Source organism: Streptomyces sp. NPDC017991 (genome assembly GCF_044328075.1).
In the GTDB taxonomy this organism is placed as follows: domain Bacteria; phylum Actinomycetota; class Actinomycetes; order Streptomycetales; family Streptomycetaceae; genus Streptomyces.
In genome coordinates this window covers 221,186-236,882 of sequence record NZ_JBIRGP010000016.1, presented here as the reverse complement: position 1 = coordinate 236,882, position 15,697 = coordinate 221,186, and the positions used below count along the sequence as shown (strand labels likewise).

At 70.2% G+C, this 15,697-nt stretch carries 16 protein-coding genes and 1 riboswitch; of the genes, 6 read left to right on the top strand and 10 right to left on the bottom strand.

What is annotated here, in order from left to right; genetic code table 11:
- The first annotated feature begins 28 nt into the window (after window positions 1-28).
- The 3 genes from ACH4DZ_RS37970 (at window position 29) to ACH4DZ_RS37960 (ending at window position 2,464) form a co-directional block, all read left to right on the top strand.
- Complete coding sequence (locus ACH4DZ_RS37970) at window positions 29-436, top strand: VOC family protein (protein WP_398293147.1); 408 nt, start codon at window positions 29-31, stop codon at window positions 434-436.
- Window positions 437-507: 71 nt separating this feature from the next.
- Window positions 508-1,641, top strand: a complete 1,134-nt coding sequence (locus ACH4DZ_RS37965; RefSeq protein WP_398293145.1) for an LOG family protein — start codon at window positions 508-510, stop codon at window positions 1,639-1,641.
- Window positions 1,642-1,807: 166 nt separating this feature from the next.
- Complete coding sequence (locus tag ACH4DZ_RS37960) at window positions 1,808-2,464, top strand: LAETG motif-containing sortase-dependent surface protein (RefSeq protein ID WP_398293143.1); 657 nt, start codon at window positions 1,808-1,810, stop codon at window positions 2,462-2,464.
- A 705-nt stretch (window positions 2,465-3,169) separates the two neighbouring features.
- Here the strand turns inward: ACH4DZ_RS37960 and ACH4DZ_RS37955 are convergent.
- From ACH4DZ_RS37955 to rlmN, 4 genes are all read right to left on the bottom strand, one after another.
- On the bottom strand, window positions 3,170-4,201 hold the full coding sequence (locus ACH4DZ_RS37955; protein WP_398293141.1) for an ABC transporter ATP-binding protein: 1,032 nt from the start codon (window positions 4,199-4,201) through the stop codon (window positions 3,170-3,172).
- 2 nt (window positions 4,202-4,203) lie between these two features.
- Window positions 4,204-5,907, bottom strand: a complete 1,704-nt coding sequence (locus ACH4DZ_RS37950) for an ABC transporter permease (protein ID WP_398293139.1) — start codon at window positions 5,905-5,907, stop codon at window positions 4,204-4,206.
- Window positions 5,883-6,980 (bottom strand): thiamine ABC transporter substrate binding subunit, encoded by a 1,098-nt coding sequence (locus tag ACH4DZ_RS37945; RefSeq protein WP_398293137.1) that lies wholly within the window; start codon window positions 6,978-6,980, stop codon window positions 5,883-5,885. The genes ACH4DZ_RS37950 and ACH4DZ_RS37945 overlap by 25 nt, the downstream gene beginning before the upstream one ends.
- A 78-nt stretch (window positions 6,981-7,058) precedes the next feature.
- A riboswitch (TPP riboswitch) is annotated at window positions 7,059-7,164 on the bottom strand.
- A gap of 26 nt (window positions 7,165-7,190) precedes the next feature.
- Window positions 7,191-8,297 (bottom strand): 23S rRNA (adenine(2503)-C(2))-methyltransferase RlmN, encoded by a 1,107-nt coding sequence (gene rlmN, locus ACH4DZ_RS37940; RefSeq protein ID WP_210889466.1) that lies wholly within the window; start codon window positions 8,295-8,297, stop codon window positions 7,191-7,193.
- A gap of 165 nt (window positions 8,298-8,462) precedes the next feature.
- On the opposite strand from rlmN, the gene ACH4DZ_RS37935 reads away from it, so the two are divergent.
- Window positions 8,463-8,804, top strand: coding sequence for a DUF6233 domain-containing protein (locus tag ACH4DZ_RS37935; RefSeq protein ID WP_398293135.1), 342 nt, complete (start codon window positions 8,463-8,465; stop codon window positions 8,802-8,804).
- 65 nt (window positions 8,805-8,869) lie between these two features.
- Complete coding sequence (locus tag ACH4DZ_RS37930) at window positions 8,870-9,082, top strand: hypothetical protein (RefSeq protein ID WP_398293327.1); 213 nt, start codon at window positions 8,870-8,872, stop codon at window positions 9,080-9,082.
- Between the two features lie 73 nt (window positions 9,083-9,155).
- Here the strand turns inward: ACH4DZ_RS37930 and ACH4DZ_RS37925 are convergent, their stop codons facing one another.
- From ACH4DZ_RS37925 to rpsB, 5 genes are all read right to left on the bottom strand, one after another.
- A complete protein-coding gene (locus tag ACH4DZ_RS37925; protein WP_398293132.1) occupies window positions 9,156-10,301 on the bottom strand; it encodes a phosphatidate cytidylyltransferase in 1,146 nt (381 codons plus the stop codon).
- Window positions 10,301-10,858 (bottom strand): ribosome recycling factor, encoded by a 558-nt coding sequence (frr, locus tag ACH4DZ_RS37920; RefSeq protein ID WP_107021830.1) that lies wholly within the window; start codon window positions 10,856-10,858, stop codon window positions 10,301-10,303. The genes ACH4DZ_RS37925 and frr overlap by 1 nt, the downstream gene beginning before the upstream one ends.
- 120 nt (window positions 10,859-10,978) lie before the next feature.
- On the bottom strand, window positions 10,979-11,752 hold the full coding sequence (pyrH, locus tag ACH4DZ_RS37915; RefSeq protein ID WP_398293130.1) for a UMP kinase: 774 nt from the start codon (window positions 11,750-11,752) through the stop codon (window positions 10,979-10,981).
- Between the two features lie 212 nt (window positions 11,753-11,964).
- The gene (gene tsf, locus ACH4DZ_RS37910) at window positions 11,965-12,801 is read right to left on the bottom strand and encodes a translation elongation factor Ts (protein WP_398293128.1); all 837 of its coding nucleotides are present in this window, start codon (window positions 12,799-12,801) and stop codon (window positions 11,965-11,967) included.
- Between the two features lie 151 nt (window positions 12,802-12,952).
- Complete coding sequence (rpsB, locus tag ACH4DZ_RS37905; protein ID WP_398293126.1) at window positions 12,953-13,936, bottom strand: 30S ribosomal protein S2; 984 nt, start codon at window positions 13,934-13,936, stop codon at window positions 12,953-12,955.
- A gap of 281 nt (window positions 13,937-14,217) precedes the next feature.
- Here rpsB and ACH4DZ_RS37900 point away from each other — a divergent pair, with 281 nt between their 5' ends.
- The gene (locus tag ACH4DZ_RS37900) at window positions 14,218-14,913 is read left to right on the top strand and encodes a peptidoglycan DD-metalloendopeptidase family protein (RefSeq protein WP_398293124.1); all 696 of its coding nucleotides are present in this window, start codon (window positions 14,218-14,220) and stop codon (window positions 14,911-14,913) included.
- Window positions 14,914-14,924: 11 nt separating this feature from the next.
- On the opposite strand, the gene ACH4DZ_RS37895 is transcribed toward ACH4DZ_RS37900, so the two are convergent.
- Entirely contained in the window at window positions 14,925-15,482 is a 558-nt protein-coding gene (locus ACH4DZ_RS37895) for a TetR/AcrR family transcriptional regulator (protein ID WP_398293325.1), read from the bottom strand.
- Window positions 15,483-15,697: the final 215 nt, after the last annotated feature.

The following is a 15,697-nucleotide window of genomic DNA, read 5'->3' as shown; positions in this document are numbered from 1 at the left end:
CAGCAACTCACCCGACGGAGGACCTCCCATGTACCAGCAGATGATCTTCGTGAACCTGGCCGTGAACGACGTGGACGTGTCCAAGAAGTTCTTCTCGGAGCTCGGCTACACGATCAACGCCCAGTTCTCGGACGAGAACTGCGCGTCCGTCGTCATCAGCGACACGATCGTCGCGATGCTGCTGAACAAGCAGCGCTACGCGGACTTCACGAAGAAGGAGATCGCGGACTCGACCAGGACGAGCGAGGTGCTCCTGTGTCTCAGCGCCGAGAGCCGCGAGAAGGTCGACGAACTGGTCGACAGGGCGATCGCCGCGGGCGGCTCCGCGAGCGGGGAGACCCAGGACCACGGTGTCATGTACGGGCGCGCCTTCGACGACCCGGACGGCCACACCTGGGAGGTCATGTGGATGGACCCGGCCGTCGTCCAGGGCTGAATCCCCGCCCCCGCCCGACGGGACAGCGCTCGGACAGGCCGTGCCCGAACAGCCCGTGCTTACATGGTCGGGTGCAGACGAGCCCCGCCCACGTGGCCCATCACAACGACCGTGAGATCGAGACGCTGGAGGAGTTCGACGCGACCGTCTCGGCCCGCGGCACCCTCACCGGCTTCCGCGTACAGGCAGTCGATCTGACGGACCGTACGAAAGAGCTGCTCGCCAGCGACACCGCGGGCGCCGTCTTCCTGGGCTGCCCGATGCGGGAGAACGCGGCGGCGAAGATCCGGGCCGACGGCGCGCTGGTCTTCCCGCCGCTGCCCGACGTGCCGTTCGACCCGTACCGCGGGCATCTCTACACGCCCGAGGAGCTGTTCGGCTCCCTCGACAAGGGCTACGAGGCGACGCCGGACGCCGCCGCGTACGACTGGTTCCGGCGGACCCGTGCCGACGGGGACGTCTACGCGTCGATGCTGCGCTCGATCCACGACGACTCCGTCTCCGACGCCCTGGACGAACTCCTGCGCGGGGCGCGCGTGGTGGGTGTGATGGGCGGTCACGCGATCGCGCGCGGCACCGAAGCATACGGGGGCGCGGCCAGGCTCGGCCGCGCGCTCGCCCGCGCCGGGTTCACGGTGGCGACCGGCGGCGGCCCCGGCGCGATGGAGGCGGCCAACCTCGGCGCCTACGCGGCCCCGTACCGCGACGGCATGCTGGACGAGGCGTGCGAACTCCTCGGGAAGGCCCCCTCGTTCGTGCCGTCGGTGGCCGAGTGGGCGCGCGCCGCCTTCGGGGTGCGCGAGCGCTGGCCGAAAGGCAACGCCTCCGTCGGCATCCCCACCTGGTTCTACGGGCACGAGCCGCCGAACGCCTTCGCCTCCCACATAGCCAAGTACTTCGCCAACGCCACCCGCGAGGACGGCCTGCTGGCCCGCTCGAACGCGGGGGTGGTCTTCCTGCCCGGCGCCGCCGGGACGGTCCAGGAGATCTTCGACAACACGACCCCCAACTACTACGAGTCCCGCGGCGAACCCACCCCCATGGTCCTGGTGGACCGCGCCCACTGGACGCAGCGGCTGCCCGCCTGGCCGCTCCTGCAGGCCCTCGCCCGCGACCGCCCGATGGAGTCCCGCATCACGCTGGTGGACCGGATCGAGGAGGCACCGGAGGCGCTCGACCGCCTGTCGCGTGTAAATGAAACCTAAAAGCCAAGGGGCAAGACGGACACACGGATTGACAACCGGAGACGGTGCCCAATAAACCTGTGAGGCGTCTGGGATTGCTGTTTCTCAGTAGCTCCCATCAACCCCCCTCATTTTGTGCATCCCGTGAAGGGCAATCGTGTCCATATCTCGCCGTACCGCACGTTCTGTGCGCATTCTCGGAGTTGCCTCCGCCTCGGCCGCGCTCACGCTCGGCCTGGCCGGCAACGCGCTCGCCTGCAACATCAGCGAGTTCTCGGCCGCCGCCAAGTGCGACGGCACGAAGGGCGTCATCAGTGTCACCGACAAGGACCCGTCGGGCGTCAAGGCCAAGGTCAGTGTCTACCTCCAGTCGAACGGTGCCGACGCGAAGCTCGTCGGCGAGCAGGAGGTCGAGGGCACGCGTGAAGGCGTGACCGTCGACTTCTCCGAGGACTGGAAGCCGAACGCGACGTACCGCGTGCACGTCAAGGCCGGCAACCAGGTCGACGAGGACATCAAGCCGAACCTCGTCACCCCGTCCGAGGCCTGCGAGTCCCCGGAGACGACCACGCCTCCGGCGACCCCGAAGCCCTCGGAGAAGCCCTCCGAGCCCGCGGAGGAGCCCTCGAAGCCCGCCGAGTCCCCGGAGCCGTCGGAGTCGGAGAGCACCCCGGCCGCCTCTACCGGTGACAACGCCCCGTCGCCGGCGGGCGACTCGAACCTCGCCGAGACCGGTTCCAGCTCCAACACCGGTGCGATCGCCGGCATAGCGGCCGCGCTCGTGGCGGCCGGCGCCGGCGTGATGTTCGCGCTCCGCCGCCGAGGCGCAGCGAAGACCCGCTGACACCAGCTGGTCGCAGCACATCCAGTAGTGGCCCGCCCCCGAACAAGGGGGCGGGCCACCGCTGCGTCAGAACCCCTCGGCGGCGCGGCCTCCAGGGACGCGGCCCCCAGGGGCGCGGGGAACGGCGCAACCTTCTGGCTTTCAAGGGGCGCGGGGAACGGCGCAATCTTTTAGGGGCGCGGGGAACTGCGCGACCAGCCCCCACCAGCCCGCAGCCTGCACACACCCCCGCGCGGCCGGCGCAGCGCGGCCCGCGCCAACCTCACCCGAACGACGCCCGCGACAACCAGAGGTCCAGCAACCCCTTGTCGTCGAACTCGACGACCCACTCGGCGTCCGGACCCGCCACGGCATCGGTGGCGTGCAGGTGCAGACTCCGCCCCGGCGGCGCGGAACGTCCCTGCGGCCGTCTCCGCGCCCTCCGCGAGCCAGACGTCCAGGGAGACGGGATCGTCGGCCTCGGGCCCCACGACGCCCCCCAGGTGCTCGACGGGCACGCTCCTGGTCGCCCCCGTGCGGACGATGTGCTCGGTCCAGCGGTGCGCCTCGCCCACCTGCACGGCCGGCCGCCGCAGCGTCCACTCCGGACAGGTCGGCACGGTCGCGGCGAGATCGGCACCCGCGAGGTGGGCCCGCAGCAGCGCGGTCCGCCCGACGACTTCGTCGCAGTATCGCTCGCGCCCGAGTAGCGTTACAGGCCGCACACTAGGGCCCCGGAACTCCTGCGAGTACGACGATTTCGGCTGCGTCGAAGGCCACCCCGACCTCGTCCCCGGTCTCCGGCGCGTCCCGCAGCGCACACGCCGCCTCCAGCCGCGGCGCCCCCTCGGGCTGCAGCCGTACGGCGACATGGGTGCCCCGGAACGTCCGCGCGGCCACCGCGCACCGCAGCCCCTCCTCGGCCGGTACGAGCCGTACGCCCGCCGGCCTGACGAGCAGCGTGACCTCGCCCTGCGAAGTGTCCGGGGGCACCGGCAGCTTGCCCCAGGGGGTGTCCGCGGCCTGACCGGAGACGGTCGCCCCGGTCACGTTCTCGAAGCCGAGGAAGCGGGCCACGAACTCGTCGGCCGGACGCTGCCAGACCTCAAGAGGTGAACCCGACTGGGCGATCCGCCCGTCCCGCATGACGACGACCTGGTCGGCGAGCGCGAAGGCCTCGCCCTGGTCATGGGTGACCGCGAGAACGGTGGTGCCCAACTCGCCGAAGAGTTCCCGCAGTTCGACCACCAGTCGCTCACGCAGCGAACGGTCCAGCTGGCCGAGCGGCTCGTCGAGCATGAGCAGCCGGGGCCGGGGAGCCAGAGCGCGGGCGAGGGCGACCCGCTGCTGTTCGCCGCCGGAGAGGGAGGCGACGGCCCTGCCCTGCGCGCCCGGCAGACCCACAAGGTCCAGCAACTCCCCCACCCGCGAGGCCTGTCGGCGCTTCGACTCCCCGTGCATACGCAGCCCGAAGGCCACGTTTCCGGCCACATCGCGCTGCGGGAACAGCTGGTGGTCCTGGAACATCAGGCCGACGCCCCGCTTGTGCGCGGGTACGCCGTCGAGGTCGCGGCCGTCCAGGAACACCCGCCCGCCGTCCAGGTGCTGCAGCCCGGCGACGGCCCTGAGCAGGGTCGACTTGCCGCTGCCGCTGGGCCCCAGGACGCACACGATCTCGTGCTCGCCGACATCGAGCCCGACGCCGTCCAACACCGGGCGCCCCCCGAACCGTACGGTCGCCCCCTCCAGTTCGAGCATCGTCAGAACTCTCCCGTCCGGTCGGAGCGAAGGTCGGTGCGTAGGCGTTCGAGGACCAGCAGCGCCACCGCGCACACCAGCATCAAGATGGTCGAGAGGGCCATGGCCTGCCCGTAGCTGAGGTCCCCGGCCCGTCCGAGCAGTCGCGCCACGGCGACCGGCAGCGTCGGGTTGTCGGGCCGTGCGATGAAGACGGTCGCGCCGAACTCGCCCAGCGACACCGCGAAGGCGAACCCGGCCGCGACCAGCAGCGCCCTCCGCACCATCGGCAGATCGACCTCGCGCCACACCCGCCAGGGCGAGGCCCCGAGCACCGCCGCGGCCTCGCGCAGACGTCCGTCCACCGCGCGCAGCACCGGCAGCATGGTCCGTACGACGAAGGGGACGCCCACCAGCGCCTGCGCGAGCGGCACCAGGATCCATGAGCTCCGCAGATCCAGCGGCGGCTCGTCGAGCGCGATGAGGAAGCCGAAGCCGACGGTCACGGCGGAGACGCCGAGCGGCAGCATGAGCAGCGCGTCGAAGCCGCGGACCAGGCGTCCCAGGCGTCCGGCGTCCCGGCGGGTGAGGGCGGCGGCCGCGAGTCCACCGATCAGCAGGGCGATGGCGGTCGCGGCGAAGGCGTACCGCAGCGAGTTGCCGACGGCGTCGATCGGCGGGACCAGGAAGAGACTGCCCTCGTCGCTGGTGAGCGCCTTGTAGTAGCCGAAGCCGGGGGCGTCGAGCGAGCGCTGGACGAGGACGGCGAGCGGCAGGACGAGCAGCACGGCGATGGAGCCGAGAACGCCCGCGAGCAGCGCCCACTGCCCCGCCCCGCGCGGCCGACGCGCGCTCGCTGCGGCATCCACCAGCCGCAGGGCCGTCTCCCGCCGTCGTACGGTCCGGGCGTGGACGGCGAGGATCGCGCCCACCGCGACGAACTGGACGAGCGTCAGCACGGCGGCCGTCGAGAGGTCGAAGATCTCCGAGGTCTGCCGGTAGATCTCGACTTCGAGCGTCGAGAAGGTGGGGCCGCCGAGGATCTGCACGACGCCGAAGGAGGTGAAGGTGAAGAGGAACACCATGAGCGCGGCGGCGGCCACGGCCGGGCCGAGCGCAGGGAGCGTCACCCCGCGCCAGGCCGCGAACCGGGAGGCGCCGAGCATCCGCGCGGCCTCCTCCTGCCGCGGGTCGAGCTGCGACCAGAGACCGCCGACCGTGCGGACGACGACCGCGTAGTTGAAGAAGACGTGCGCGAGCAGGATGGCCCACACGGTGGTGTCCAGGCGTACGCCCCACAGCTCGTCGAGCAGCCCGCCCCGCCCGAGCAGCGCCAGGAAGGCCGTGCCCACGACGACCGTCGGCAGCACGAACGGCACGGTGACGACGGCCCGCAGAATCTGCTTGCCCCTGAACTCGAAGCGCGCGAAGACGTACGCGCCGGGGAGCGCGATCAGCAGGGTGAGCGCGGTCGAGGCCAGCGCCTGCCAGGTCGTGAACCACAGGACGTGCCGGATGTCGGACTGTCCGAGCACGTCCCAGATCCGCCCGAACCGCCAGACGCCGTCGACCTTCAGCCCACGAACGGTGATCGCGGCGACCGGATAGGCGAAGAAGACCCCGAAGAACGCGACGGGCACGATCATGAGCCCGAGCCGCGCCGCGCTCCCCCGGCGCGGAGACCGGGGGCGCGCGCTGGGCTCTACTTCAGTACGAGCGAGGTCCATGACTTGACCCACTCGTCACGGTTGTCGGCGATCCTGGCGGGGGCCAGGGTCTCGGGGTTCGCGGCGGCCGGCCCGTACCGGGTGAACGCGTCGGGCACCTCAGCGCCCTCGACCACCGGGTACACGAACATGTTGAGCGGCATGTCCTCCTGGAACTGCTTGCCGACCAGGAAGTCGATGAGCGCCTTGCCGCCCTCGGTGTTCCCGGCGTTGCTCAGCAGGCCCGCGTACTCGACCTGGCGGAAGCAGGTGCCGTCCGCGACACCGGTCGGCGCAGTCTTCGGCTTGGGGTCGGCGTAGATGACCTCGGCGGGCGGCGAGGAGGCGTACGAGACGACGAGCGGGCGGTCGCCCTTGGCCTTCCTGCCGCCGGCGGACCCGGAGAACTCCTCGTTGTAGGCCTGCTCCCAGCCGTCGACGACCTTCACGCCGTTGGCCTTGAGCTTCTTCCAGTAGCCCTCCCAGCCCTTGTCGCCGTACTTCGCGGCGGTGCCGAGCAGGAAGCCGAGGCCGGGCGAGGAGGTCGAGGCGTTCTCGGTGACGAGCAGATCCTTGTACGCGGGCTTGATCAGGTCGTCGAAGGACGTGGGCACGGCCAGCTTGTGCGCGCTGAAGTAGGCCTTGTCGTAGTTGACGCAGATGTCACCGGAGTCGATGGGCGTGACCCGGTGCTTGTCCTGGTCGACCCGGTACTCGGACCGGATGCCGTCGGCGCCCTTGGCCTCGTACGACTGGAAGAGCCCGTTGTCGAGGGCGCGGGAGAGCAGGGTGTTGTCGACGCCGAAGAGGACGTCTCCCTGCGGGTTGTCCTTGGTGAGGATCGCCTTGTTGACGGCCTGCCCGGCGTCGCCGTCCTTGAGGACCCTGACCTTGTACCCGGACTCCTTCTCGAACGCCTTCAGTACGTCCTTGGTGTAGGCGAAAGAGTCATGGCTGACGAGGGTGACGGTCTTGGACCCGGAGCCCCCACCGCTCCCGGAGTCGGACGAGCCGCACGCGCCGAGCGCGGCGAGGCCGAGCCCGGTGGCCGCGACCACGGCGGTGACCCTGAAGATGCTGCTCTTGTCGCTCACTGGATTCCTCCTGGGTTGACCAGGAAGAGACGCGGCCCTGCCCGGGACCTCGGTCGGATCCCGGGCAGGGCGCAACAGCTTGAGTAGTGACCGAACTTCCTACCCAGAATGACCTGGGCGAGGTTCAGAGGGTCTGCGGGCTGTCCCGCACTCTCAGCGCTGTGGCGCTCCCCTGTCGGAATATGAAGATGTACGTACGTATGCGCCAGACTACCGCTCGGTGGCCGCGAGCTGTCCGCACGCCCCGTCGATCTCCTGGCCACGGGTGTCCCGGACGGTGACGGGCACACCATGGGCGGCGATCGCCTCGACGAACGCCTTCTCGTCCTCGGGCCGCGAGGCGGTCCACTTGGAACCGGGCGTCGGGTTCAGCGGGATCAGGTTCACATGCACCGGCTTGCCCTTGAGCATCCGCCCGAGCCGGTCACCGCGCCACGCCTGGTCGTTGATGTCCCGGATGAGCGCGTACTCGATGGAGAGCCGGCGCCCCGACCTGGCCGCGTACTCCCAGCCCGCGTCCAGCACCTCCCGTACCTTCCACCGCGTGTTGACCGGTACGAGGGTGTCGCGCAGCTCGTCGTCCGGTGCGTGCAGGGAGATGGCGAGACGGCACTTGAAGCCCTCGTCGGCGAACCGGTTGATGGCGGGGACGAGACCGACGGTCGAGACGGTGATCCCACGCTGCGAGAGCCCGAGCCCGTCCGGCTCCGGGTCGGTGAGGGCCCGGATGGACTGGACGACCCGCTTGTAGTTGGCGAGCGGCTCGCCCATGCCCATGAAGACGATGTTGCTGAGCCGCGCCGGGCCGCCGGGGATCTCCCCGTCGCGCAGCGCCCGCATGCCGTCGACGATCTGGTGCACGATCTCGCCGGTCGACAGGTTCCGGTCGAGACCGGCCTGTCCCGTCGCGCAGAACGGGCAGTTCATCCCGCAGCCGGCCTGTGAGCTGATGCACATGGTGACCCGGTCCGGGTAGCGCATCAGCACGGACTCGACGAGCGTGCCGTCGAAGAGCCGCCAGAGGGTCTTGCGGGTGGTGTCGTCGTCGGTGGACAGATGCCGCACGACCGTCATCAGCTCGGGCAGCAGGGCTTCCTGCAGCTTGGCGCGCGAACCGGCAGGGATGTCGGTCCACTGCTCGGGGTCGTGCGCGAACCGCGCGAAGTAGTGCTGCGAGAGCTGTTTGGCACGAAACGGCTTCTCACCGACCGCGGCAACAGCTTCTTTACGCTCGGCGGGCGTGAGATCGGCAAGGTGCCGCGGCGGCTTCTTGGCTCCGCGGGGGGCGACGAATGTGAGTTCTCCGGGCTTAGGCATGGCTGTACCAGTGTCGCAGATCGTTTCGTGTGACCTGAGCCGCCGGATCCCGGCGGTGTGCGGTCGCACAAGGCGGTCGCGCGAGGCGGTCGCCTCACGGTTTTGTGGGCCTCTTCCGCCGGCGGCGTTGCCATCTAGGCCACACTTGGACCTAGAATCGAACGCGTGTCCGATAAAGTGTCTCGTCTGGATCGCCTGCGCAGCGTCCGCGAATGGCTGGCCTGGCAGTTGCGCCGCACGGACGACACCATCGCCGAGCTCGAACGTCAGGAGGCGACCACTGCCCGTGCCGCGCGCACACTGTCCCCACCCACACCCGGCTGGAAGCTCGCGTTGCGAAGAGCGGGTGGCAGACCCACCCCCGACGCCGTCCATACGAGCGACTGCGGCATGGCCGGCAAGAACACCAAACCGCTGCCCCGCGAGCAGGCGCTCCGGGCTCTCACGGAGGACGGCATCACCGCGTGCCCCTACTGCCGGCCCGACAACGATCTGGGTGTGCTGTGAACGGCGAACGGTCGCAGGACGAGAACATCAGCGGGACGAACGCGGCGCCCATCGTCGTGCACCGCATGACGGGCGCCCGCGGGCGCCGGGTCACCATCCACGGCCAGGTCTTCGGCCTCGCCCACAGCGACACCGACCTGGTCGAGTTCCTGCGCCGGGCGGGGCTGCCGGACGACGCCTGGGAGCTGCTGGACGACCCGCGGTGGGTGAAGTGGCAGGGTGGCCGGCCGCACGAGTACTCCGCGGCGGGCCAGGACGCCGAAGACCCCCAACCGTGATCGGCCGGGGGTCCGTGAGTGACGCGGCGCTCGGTCCGGTCGGCCCGGTCCGGTGACGCCGCGCTCGGTCCGGTCAGACCGATCCGACGAAGAGCACCAGCAGCAGCCACACCACGGGGGCGGTGGGCAGCAGCGAGTCCAGTCGGTCCATGATCCCGCCGTGGCCCGGGAGCAGGGTGCCCATGTCCTTGATGCCCAGGTCCCGCTTGATCATCGACTCGCCGAGGTCGCCGAGCGTGGCGCTGCCCGCGACCGCGAAACCGAGGATCAGACCCTGCCACCAGGTGCCGCCGTCGATCAGGAACTGCATGCACAGCGCGCCCGCCACCATGGCGAAGGCGATCGCGCCGAGCAGGCCCTCGCGGGTCTTGCCGGGGCTGATGCGCGGCGCGAGCTTGTGCCGGCCGAAGCGCCAGCCGACGGCGTACGCGCCCGTGTCGCTGACCACGGCGAGCAGCAGGAACGTGAGGACCCGCTTCGCGCCGTCGTCCGCGGTGAGCATCATCGCCACGAAGGTGGCGAGGAACGGGATGTAGAAGGCCGCGAAGACCCCCGCGGTGACGTCCTTGAGGTACCCCTCGGGCGGTTCCGTCATCCGCCAGACCAGGACCGCGAGCGCGGTGAGCGCCATGGCCACCCAGGCGCCCTCGGGCCCGCGGACGTAACCGGCGACGACCATCGCCGCACCGCCCAGCGCCAGCGGCACGAGCGGCGCCTTGATGTCCTTGCGCTCCGCGAGTCTCGACGTGAGTTCCCACAGACCGACCACGACAGCGACCGTTATGACGCCGACGAAGGCGGCCTTGACGACGAAGAGCGACGCGACGATCACCACGCCGAGCCCGACACCGACCCCTATGGCAGCACCCAGGTCGCGCCCCGCGTTCTTCTTCTGCGGCGCGGAGGCGGGTTGTGCGGCGCTGGTCATGGGCTCCTGCGGATTCAGCGGGTGCTGCGACGAAGCCTGGGACGGGGGCGGCGTCGACGGCGGTGGCGTCTCGTCGCGGAACAGGGGGCCGCCCGTCCGAGCGGCCCCCCGGTCGTCATCCTGGTCTCCGCCATGCGCGGGTACGTCGGGCACGATGGGCATGGGGCGAGTCTGCTGCGCGTGGTGCGCATCGTACGCGGGACCCGCCGGGGCAGCCCCCTGGACAGGCCCCTGGTCGGACGGCCCCCAGTACCCGGCTTGTGGCGGCGCCCCCCAGGAAGAGTCGTTCATCAGACTTCGAGCAGCTCTGCTTCCTTGTGCTTGAGCAGCTCGTCCACCTGCGCGACGTACTTCGCGGTGGTGTCGTCGAGCTCCTTCTCCGCACGGCGGCCCTCGTCCTCGCCGACCTCGCCGTCCTTGATCATCTTGTCGATGCCGTCCTTGGCCTTGCGGCGGACGGAACGGATCGAGATCTTGGAGTCCTCGGCCTTGGTGCGGGCCACCTTGATGTAGTCCTTGCGGCGCTCCTCGGTGAGCTCGGGGAACACCACCCGGATGATGTTGCCGTCGTTGCTCGGGTTGACGCCGAGGTCGGAGTCGCGGATCGCCTGCTCGATGTTGCGCATCGCGCTCTTGTCGAACGGGGTCACCACGGCCATGCGCGGCTCGGGCACCGAGAACGAGGCCAGCTGGTTGATCGGGGTCAACGCGCCGTAGTAGTCCGCCACGATCTTGTTGAACATCGCCGGGTGCGCACGGCCTGTGCGGATCGCGGCGAAGTCCTCCTTGGCGACCACGACGGCCTTCTCCATCTTCTCCTCGGCTTCGAGGAGGGTCTCTTCGATCACCACTTGCTCCTGCGTGTCTTGAGTAGGCCCGGCTGCGGTTCCCTGGCGGTTAGGCGGCCGGCTGCGTCGCGTCTTGTTCCTGAACGGTTCCCGACCGGCGGGACATTGTCCATCCCCCGGTCAGGCCCGACTGCCCTGGTCACCCACAAGCGTGCCGATCTTCTCACCCTTGACCGCCCGAGCGATATTGCCCTCGGCGAGAAGCTCGAAGACGAGAATGGGGAGCTTGTTGTCGCGGCACAGCGTGATCGCGGTCATGTCGGCGACCTTCAGGTCGCGGGTGATGACCTCGCCGTAGCTGAGCGCGTCGAACTTGACCGCTTCGGGGTTGGTCTTGGGGTCGGAGTCGTAGACCCCGTCCACACCGTTCTTGCCCATCAGCAGCGCTTCGGCGTCGATCTCCAGAGCGCGCTGGGCGGCGGTGGTGTCCGTGGAGAAGTACGGCATGCCCATCCCGGCGCCGAAGATGACCACACGGCCCTTCTCCAGGTGCCGCACGGCTCGCAGCGGGATGTACGGCTCGGCGACCTGCCCCATGGTGATGGCGGTCTGCACGCGCGAGTCGATGCCCTCCTTCTCCAGGAAGTCCTGGAGGGCCAGGCAGTTCATGACGGTGCCGAGCATGCCCATGTAGTCGGAGCGGGCCCGGTCCATGCCGCGCTGCTGGAGTTCGGCCCCGCGGAAGAAGTTGCCGCCCCCGATGACGACGGCGATCTGGGCACCACCGCGGACCACCGCGGCGATCTCCCGGGCCATCTTGTGCACCACGTCGGGGTCGACGCCGAGCGCTCCGCCACCGGCGAACGCCTCACCGGAAAGCTTCAGCAGAAAGCGGCCGGAGCCCTTGCCGGTGTCGTTCTTCTCGTCCTTGTCGGCGGCCTGGGTGGTGGTCATGGAGATCTCGCCTCTTCTACGTGTCGCACATACGGGTCGCACATACGAAGAAGGCCACTGCCGGTGGGGTGTTGTTCGCATCCCATGCGCGGCAATGGCCTCCTCGTCAGATCTGCTGTCGTCCGTTCACGCCCGCGCGTGACGGTCTGCGCGACCGACACGGACGACTGCTGTCGACCCTAGCGGGATCGCGCGTCGATCGCGGTGCGGACTCAGATGCCGACCTTGATGCGCGAGAAGCGCTTCAGGGTGACACCGGCCTCGTCCAGGACCTTCTGGACGGACTTCTTGTTGTCGAGCGCGTACGGCTGACCGAGGAGGGTGGCCTCCTTGAAGAAGCCGTTGACGCGACCCTCGACGATCTTCGGGAGCGCGGCCTCGGGCTTGCCCTCGGCGCGCGTGGTCTCCTCGGCGACACGGCGCTCGGACTCGACGACCTCGGCCGGAACGTCCTCACGGGAGAGGTACTTCGGCGCGAAGGCGGCGATGTGCTGCGCGATGCCCTTGGCAAGGCCGGCGTCGGCCTTGTCCAGCTCGACCAGGACACCGATCTGCGGGGGCAGATCGGGCATGGTGCGGTGCATGTACGCGGTCACGTAGGCGCCGGAGAACTGGGCGAAGCGGTCCAGGACGATCTTCTCGCCCAGGTTCGCGTTGGCCTCGTCGACGAACGCCTGGACCGTCTTGCCGGACTCGATCTCCGAGGCGAGGAGCGCCTGGATGTCGGCCGGGGAGGTCGCGGCGGCGTGCTCGGCGATCTGGTTGGCGACGGCCTGGAACTTCTCGCCCTTGGCGACGAAGTCCGTCTCGCACTTCAGCTCGACCAGGACACCGGAGGTGTTGTCGTCGGCGATGATGGAAACCACGGCGCCGTTCTCGGCGGAGCGGCCCTCGCGCTTGGCGACGCCCTTCTGGCCCTTGATGCGCAGCGCCTCGACGGCCTTGTCGACGTTGCCGTCGGCCTCGTCCAGCGCCTTCTTGCAGTCCATCATGCCGGCGCCCGTGAGCTCACGGAGCTTCTTGACGTCGGCGGCGGTGTAGTTCGCCATGATCTGTGAATCTCTTCTCGGAGTTCGAAGTCTCGGAGTCGGCGTCCGCCGCTGATCGGGCGGGCGTCCACCGAAGATCTACGGGCTGGGGGTGAACGGCGGGCGACGCACCAGGCGCCGCCCGCCCTCACTCAACCGTGACGCTGGATCGTCAGGCCTGCTCGGCCGCGGCCGGCTTCTCAGCCTCGGCCTCGGCGGGGGCCTCGGCGTCAGCGGCCGGAGCCTCCGTGGCGGGGGCCTCGGCTGCGGGCGCCTCGACAGCGGCCTCGGCCTCGGCCGGAGCCTCGGCGGCGGGGGCCTCGGCGTCAGCGGCCGGAGCGTCGGCGGCGGGCGCCTCGGCGGCGGTCTCGTCGGCCTTCTTCTCGCCGCCCTCAAGCAGGTCGCGCTCCCACGCGGCGAGCGGCTCGCCCGCGGCCTTGTCACCCTCGGCGGCCTTGCCGGCACCGGAACGGGAGATGAGGCCCTCGGCGACGGCGTCGGCGATCACGCGGGTGAGCAGGGTGACGGAGCGGATCGCGTCGTCGTTGCCCGGGATCTTGTAGTCGACCTCGTCGGGGTCGCAGTTGGTGTCGAGGATGGCGACGACCGGGATGTTGAGCTTCCGGGCCTCACCGACCGCGATGTGCTCCTTCTTGGTGTCCACGATCCAGACGGCGCTGGGCACCTTGGACATCTCGCGGATACCGCCGAGGGTCTTCTCCAGCTTGGCCTTCTCGCGGGAGAGGACGAGCAGCTCCTTCTTGGTGAGGCCGGACGCGGCCACATCCTCGAAGTCGATCTGCTCAAGCTCCTTGAGGCGCTGCAGACGCTTGTAGACGGTCGAGAAGTTGGTGAGCATGCCGCCCAGCCAGCGCTGGTTCACGTAGGGCATGCCGACGCGGGTCGCCTGCTCGGCGATGGCCTCCTGCGCCTGCTTCTTCGTGCCGACGAACATGACCGTGCCGCCGTGGGCGACGGTCTCCTTGACGAACTCGTAGGCGCGGTCGATGTACGACAGCGACTGGAGCAGGTCGATGATGTAGATACCGTTGCGCTCGGTGAAGATGAAGCGCTTCATCTTCGGGTTCCAGCGACGGGTCTGGTGACCGAAGTGGACGCCGCTTTCCAGCAGCTCCCGCATCGTGACGACGGCCATGGCCGTACTCCTTGGTGTTCTCGGTTGTGCCGCGTCCGCCGGACGGCGGTCGCGCCTGACGCCCGCATTGCGCCTTGCCACGAGGGACCGAGGGGCGCTGACATCGGCTGTTTGACGGCCTGATGTCGGGGCGTGCGAAGTCGACCCGGTGACCCGGATCGCCACAAGAAGTGTACGGGACCCGCGGGGTGCCGGGTGACGCCGCTGTCCACAACCGACGGGTACTCCACAGATCCCGGCCATGATCCCTTTTTTCCTGCCGTTCGCGGCACGGTTCTCGCATGCGAGCAGACCATTTCCTTCGTACGCGTCCGGCGTCGCGGCCTGCCCCGACAGTGACCGCCGTGCTGGTGCTCGGCCTCCTGCTGGGCCTGGTCCTCGGCGGCGGCCCCGCGGCCGTCGCCGGGGTCGGCGAGCCCGGCACGGGTGCCGGTGGGAGTTCCGGCGGGAGTCCCAGTGGTGCGGACCCGCCGGTCCCCGCCGTCGGCCGCGCCTGGCCGGTGGGGTCGCGCCCGCCGGTGACGCGTGGCTGGGAACCGCCGGCGACCGTCTACGGCCGGGGTCACCGGGGCGTCGATCTCACCGCGGCTCCCGGCACCCCGGTCCGGGCCGTCGCGCCCGGCCGCATCTCCTTCGCCGGCCGGGTCGCGGGCCGCGGGGTCGTCTCGGTCGAGCTGACCGGCACCGGCGCCCCACCCCTGCGCACGACGTACGAGCCGGTGGCCGCGACGCTGAAGAAGGGCACCGAGGTGGCCGCGGGCGAGGTGGTGGGCGTACTGGAGCTGCCGGCGTCCCACTGCCCGATGTCGTGCCTCCACTGGGGCCTGCGCCGCGGGGAGACCTACCTGGATCCGCTGTCCCTGCTGCCCCCATGGCTGCTGACCAGGGGTCCGTCACGACTGCTGCCGGTCACGGGGGTCCCGCAACCGGAGCCGGATGCCGTGCCGGGAGCAGGCAGAGGAGCGGCACCGACGTGACGCAGCCGCCGTCAGCCCCGCACGCCCCGCAGAGCCATCGCTACGGCGGCCTCGGTGATCACCCCGGGTTCCTCGGCCGCACCGATCTCGATCCTCCGCACCGCAGCGTCCGCGATCCCCTGAAGAAGCATCGCGGCCATCCGGGGCTGCTCGTGCCCCATGTCCCGCAGCGCCTCCACGATCATCGCGACGAGCCCCCCGTGCGCGGCGCGGATCTTCTCGCGCGCTCCGGCGTCGAGTTCACTCGCGGAGATCGCCACGACGGCCCGGTGCCGCCGGTCCCCCACCAGGGCGAGCTGCCGGCGGACGTACGCCTCGACCTTGCCCTCGGGTGTCCCGGCCAGCGACATCGCGGTTTCGACCTCGGCGGCCCAGAGCGGGAAGTCGACCTCGCAGAGCTCTTCGACCACCGCCGCGCGGGAACGGAAGTACTCGTACACGGAGGACCGCGCGAGACCCGTCCGCTCGGCGAGCGCCGGGAACGTCAGGGCCTCCGTCCCTCCCTCGGACAGCAGGGACCGCGCCGCGTCCAGCAGGGCGGCTCGCTGCATCGACCGGTGCTCGGCCACGGAGGCCGCTCGAATCCTTGGCACGCCCCCACTTTACGGACGCTCCGCCCGGGGCGGGAGACTCTCGCCCGTGAGCACCTCTATCGGTCTCCGATCAGCGACACCGCACCGAAGGGATTCCTCCCGCCCCGGCCGCCCGACCGGCACGGCTCCCGTCCGTCCGTGAGAAGCCCCGGCGAGGGACGATTCAGGGAGGTCAGCGCGAGCGTCGGGAC